Annotated in this window: 4 protein-coding genes and 2 pseudogenes; 5 read left to right on the top strand and 1 reads right to left on the bottom strand. The window is 66.6% G+C overall.

All coding sequences use genetic code 11. The features are described from left to right. Positions 1–257, bottom strand: a pseudogene (locus AC1DY5_RS41905) (M48 family peptidase); the annotation flags it as partial. A 116-nt stretch (positions 258–373) separates the two neighbouring features. On the opposite strand from AC1DY5_RS41905, the gene orn reads away from it, so the two are divergent. The 5 genes and pseudogenes from orn to AC1DY5_RS41880 form a co-directional block, all read left to right on the top strand. After that, complete coding sequence (gene orn, locus AC1DY5_RS41900; RefSeq protein WP_478120332.1) at positions 374–961, top strand: oligoribonuclease; 588 nt, start codon at positions 374–376, stop codon at positions 959–961. 231 nt (positions 962–1192) lie between these two features. Beyond that, on the top strand, positions 1193–3064 hold the full coding sequence (locus tag AC1DY5_RS41895) for a DEAD/DEAH box helicase (RefSeq protein ID WP_478120331.1): 1872 nt from the start codon (positions 1193–1195) through the stop codon (positions 3062–3064). Positions 3065–3250: 186 nt separating this feature from the next. Then, positions 3251–4216, top strand: coding sequence for an AraC family transcriptional regulator (locus tag AC1DY5_RS41890; protein ID WP_478120330.1), 966 nt, complete (start codon positions 3251–3253; stop codon positions 4214–4216). A 130-nt stretch (positions 4217–4346) separates the two neighbouring features. Beyond that, positions 4347–4772, top strand: coding sequence for a cyclophilin-like fold protein (locus AC1DY5_RS41885; protein ID WP_478120329.1), 426 nt, complete (start codon positions 4347–4349; stop codon positions 4770–4772). A 56-nt stretch (positions 4773–4828) separates the two neighbouring features. Beyond that, positions 4829–4964 (top strand): annotated as a pseudogene (locus AC1DY5_RS41880) (glycerol-3-phosphate dehydrogenase); the annotation flags it as partial.

The raw sequence follows: 4964 nt of genomic DNA, 5'->3' as shown, positions 1-4964 counted from the left end.
GTCCAGGCCAGCAGCAAGGCGGCGGTCCAGGCCATCTCGAGCAGGCCGAAGCGGGTCTTGGCGACGGTGTAGTCGGCGGCCTTCTGGTGCGCGGCCAGCGTGATGGCCAGCTCGAAGGCGGCCGGCACGGCATGGCGATGCCGCGCCACATGGCGCACCTGGCGGCTGGCGAGCCAGAACTTGACAGCCAGGCCCGCGACCAGCGCAAGCGCGAAGGCCATCGTGAGAATGAGGGAGGCGGGCAGGTGGCTAGACATGGCGGCGAGTTTAGCCCGCGCCTTTGCGGGCCCCGGCGCCGGGGTCCGGTCGGCCTGCTGCCATCAGGGGCGTCCGCCGCGAGGGCGGGGCCGGAGCCATCGACGACAATCGCCCGATGCCCGAAACCACAGCACCGACAGCGCCCGCCACGCTCAAGAAGAGCGATCAAAACCTCGTCTGGCTCGATTGCGAGATGAGCGGCCTGGACCCCGAGAAAGAGCGCCTGCTGGAAATCGCCGTGATCGTCACCGGGCCCGACCTGACGCCTCGCATCGAGGGGCCGGTGCTGGTGATCCACCAGAGCGACGAGCTGCTCGATGCGATGGACGCCTGGAACAAGGGCACCCATGGCCGCAGCGGGCTGATCGACAAGGTCAAGGCGTCCACCATCGACGAAGCCGCGGCCGAGAAAGAACTGATCCATTTCATCTCGCGCTACATCCCGAAGAGCGGCTCGCCGATGTGCGGCAACACGATCGGCCAGGACCGCCGCTTCCTGGTCAAGTACATGCCCAAGCTGGAGGCCTATTTCCACTACCGGAATCTCGACGTCAGCACGCTGAAGGAACTCGCCAAGCGCTGGAAGCCCGCGGCCTACAACGGCTTCAAGAAGAACCAGGCCCACACGGCGCTGGCCGATGTCCACGAGTCGATCGAGGAGCTGGCGCACTACCGGGACACCTTCCTGAGGCTTCAGGATTAAAGATTAGGTAAAAACCCGGGTTCATGCGATAATTTGTGGCTTCGCTGATTTACTTCAGCGTTTTCTTGCATCTCCCTATCTTGCACATCGCGCGCCCGAGTAACTGGAGTTACTGAATAACGGGCCGCAGCCCCGACGAGAGTCGACGGCTGAACGTCGTTGGATGGTTGATGTTTTTCACCACCCGACGGGGCGCCGCCTACGGCAGCGCTCGCGTTTGAGATTGAATAAATGACCGACGCTTTTGAAGCGCAGGGCGAGTTCGCGCCTGTGCAATCCGATGATTTCGCTGTTGCCGCCGTGACCAGCGAGTCGCTTTCCGTTTCCATCGACGCCCCCGAGCTCGAGGCCCTCGACGCGGTCGAGACCGCCGCCGAGCCGAAGCTGCCCAACGGCTTCATCAAGCTGGGCCTGGCGCCCGAGCTGATCGCCGCGGTCGAAGACCTGGGCTTCACCCAGCCGACCACCGTGCAGGAGCAGGTGATCCCGCGCGCCATGACCGCTAGCGGCGGTGCCGACGGCGCCACCCGTTTCGTCGACCTGATGGTGTCGAGCCAGACCGGCAGCGGCAAGACCGCCGCCTTCCTGCTGCCCGTGCTGCACACCCTGCTGCAGCGTCAGGCCGAAGCCGAGGCTGCCAGCAAGGCTGAGTTCCAGCGCCAGGCCGCCGAAGCCGCGGCCCGCGGTGAAGCGCCGCCGAAGAAGCCGAAGCGCAAGGACCCGACCAATTCGCGCCACTTCAAGGCCGCCACGCCCGGCGCGCTGATCCTGTGCCCGACGCGCGAACTCGCGCAGCAGGTGGCGCACGACGCCATCGACCTGGTCAAGCATTGCCGTGGCCTGCGCATCGCCAACGTGGTGGGCGGCATGCCCTACCAGCTGCAGATCGCCAAGCTGCAGAACGCCGACCTCGTGGTCGCCACGCCGGGCCGCCTGCTCGACCTGCAGCGCTCGATGCAGATCAAGCTCGACCAGGTCAAGTTCCTGGTGGTCGACGAAGCCGACCGCATGCTCGACCTCGGCTTTTCGGACGACCTGGCCGAAGTCAACCAGCTGACGATCGAACGCCAGCAGACCATGATGTTCAGCGCCACCTTCGCGCCGCGCATCCAGCAGCTGGCCCAGCGCGTGATGCGCGAGCCGCAGCGCGTGACGATCGACAGCCCGCAAGAGAAGCACGCGAACATCAAGCAGAGCCTGTTCTGGGCCGACAACACCCAGCACAAGCGCAAGCTGCTCGACCACTGGCTGCGTGACACCACGATCAACCAGGCGATCGTGTTCGCCAGCACGCAAGTCGAGTGCGACGGCCTCGCCAACGACCTGCAGCAGGACGGCTTCAGCGCCGTGGCGCTGCACGGCGCGCTGAGCCAGGGCCTGCGCAACCGCCGCCTGATGGCGCTGCGCCAGGGCCAGGTGCAGATCCTGGTGGCGACCGACGTGGCCGCCCGCGGCATCGACGTGCCGACCATCACCCACGTCTTCAACTTCGGCCTGCCGATGAAGGCCGAGGACTACACCCACCGCATCGGCCGCACCGGCCGTGCCGGCCGCGACGGCCTGGCCATCACCTTCGCCGAGTTCCGCGACCGCCGCAAGATCTTCGACATCGAGGCCTACAGCCGTCAGCAGTTCAAGGCCGAAGTGGTGCCGGGCCTCGAGCCGCAGCAGCGTTCGCCGCAATCGCGCCCGCAAGGCGACTTCGGCGGCCGTGGCCGCGACAGCCGCGACAACCATTCGCGCGACCGCAAGTTCGGTGGCGGCGGTGGTCATCGCGGCGGCAATGCCGGCGGCTTCGGCGGCAGCAACAACTATGCCGGTGCCAGCGGCTTCAACGACCGCAATGCACGGGCCCCGGGCGCCGGTGCGCCGCGCAGCTTCCAGAATGCGGGCAATGCCGGTTTCGGCGGCGGCCGCGATGAAGGCGGCGGTGGCTACGGCCGCAAGCCGGGCTGGGGCGACAGCGCGCCGCGCGGCGGTTTCGGCGGTGGTGCCGGTCGCGGTGAGGGCTTTGCGCCTCGCGGCCATGCCGGCGGTGGTGGCGGCAAGGTGTTCGTGCCGCGCGACGCGCAAAAGTCGCGTGGGTTCAAGCCGACGCGCTGAGACTTGAGCGGTTCCCGCGACCGCTTGCTTTCTTGACAGAGCCCGCATCCGTGCGGGCTTCGTTGTTTGTGGGGCAGAGCTCGATCCGAACCCACCCTTGCTGGATCGTTGAAGATCTTTGCCCGATCCTCCGGCGGGGTCGAGAGAGCCGAGACAAACGTCGGTGAGATGCATAAGCTTCAGGCCATGCAGACATCCACCCCCCGCGCACTGCGCAGCGATCGTCCCGTCGATCAACTGCAGACCACCGTGATGAGGGCCGAACTCGCGGCCATCATCGACCGCGTCACCGGCACCGACGGCGCGCACCCAACGGCGATACCGCGCCTCACGCTGGCCCGGGCGTCGCAGATGCAGCATCCGGTCCACGCGATGCACGAACCGGCCTTCTGCGTGCTGGCCCAAGGCAGCAAGCGGGTGCTGCTCGCTGAAGAGGTCTACATCTACGACAGCAGCCAGTATCTGGTGGTGGCGCAAAACCTCCCCGTGTCGGGCCAGGTGGTCGACGCATCGCCCGACGCACCGTACCTCGGACTGCGGCTGAGTTTCGACGTCAAGGACATCGCGGCGCTCGCCCTGGAGCTTCGGCTCGGCGAGACCTTCCCGACGCGCGCCTCGCAGCGCGGGATCTTCACCGGCGAGCTGTCGACCACACTGCTGGATCCGGTGCTGCGAATGCTCAAGCTGCTGGATTCGCCCGAAGACGTGCCGGCGCTGGCGCCGCTGATCACCCGCGAGATCCTGTACCGCCTGCTGAGGTCGACCGACGGCTGGCGACTGGCCCAGATGGCCGTGGTCGACAGCCACAGCCAGCGCATCGCGCAGGCCATCAGCCTGCTTTCGCAGCGCTTCCAGGAAGCGCTTCGGGTCGAAGATCTGGCGGACGAGGTTCACATGAGCGTGTCGTCGCTGCACCAGCACTTCAAGGCCGTCACGGCGATGAGCCCGCTGCAGTTCCAGAAGCAACTGCGCCTGCAGGAATCGCGGCGCATCATGATCAGCGAACACGTGGACGCCGCTACGGCGGGGCACCGCGTGGGTTACGAGAGCCAGTCGCAGTTCAACCGCGAGTACAGCCGCTTCTTCGGCTTGCCCCCGGCGCGCGACGTCAAGCGCCTGCGTGAACTTCAACTGGGCCGCAAGAGCGCCTGACCCGAGGACCGCGGCGCTGTCGTCGGCAGCGGCCAGGCTTCCAATCCAATCGCCCCATCAGCGGTGCCGTTCGGCGGCGTGCCGTGGAGGGCGTTCGCCCTTTCGATGGGCTCTACGCAAGAGGTCAATCATGAAAATCAATCTGAAACTGAACGGCCAGGTGATTCCGGCGACCTTGGCGGACAACCCCACAGCGCAGGAGTTCGTCGCCATGCTGCCGCTGACGATCACGATGCACGATCTCTTCAAAAGAGAGAAGTTCGGCCCGCTGCCCCGCGCCATCTCGGGTCGGGGCACGCGGACCCGGACCTGCGAAGCCGGCGACATGATCGTCTGGGCTCCCGGGCCCGACCTCACGATCTTCCACCGCAATGACGGCCAGCCGATCAGCGGCGGCTTCCATGTTCTCGGCCGTCTGGACGGCGGCGCAGAGGCGTTCAGCGCCCCCGGCCCGCTCGAGGTCGGCATCGAAGTGGCTGCGGAAGACGGCGCACCGGCCGCTCCCGACCGGGATCAGTGGAAACGCGAACCCGGGCGGTTTTTAGTTGACACATGAACAGTTGAAAAGTAATGTATTGAAAGACCGATCCACTTCAACCTTGACTGCAACCCATGAAAATCGCAATCCTCGGCGGCGGCCACGGCGCCTACGCGGCCGCTGCCGACCTGTCCGAAGCCGGCCATGAAGTGCGCCTCTGGCGCCGCGATGCGACTGCGCTGGCGCCGCTGGTGCAGGCCGGTTCGATCA

Source organism: Variovorax sp. P4_D9 (assembly GCF_056401695.1).
Note: the sequence above shows the minus strand (reverse complement) of the source record. Positions and strands in the feature narration are given on the sequence as shown.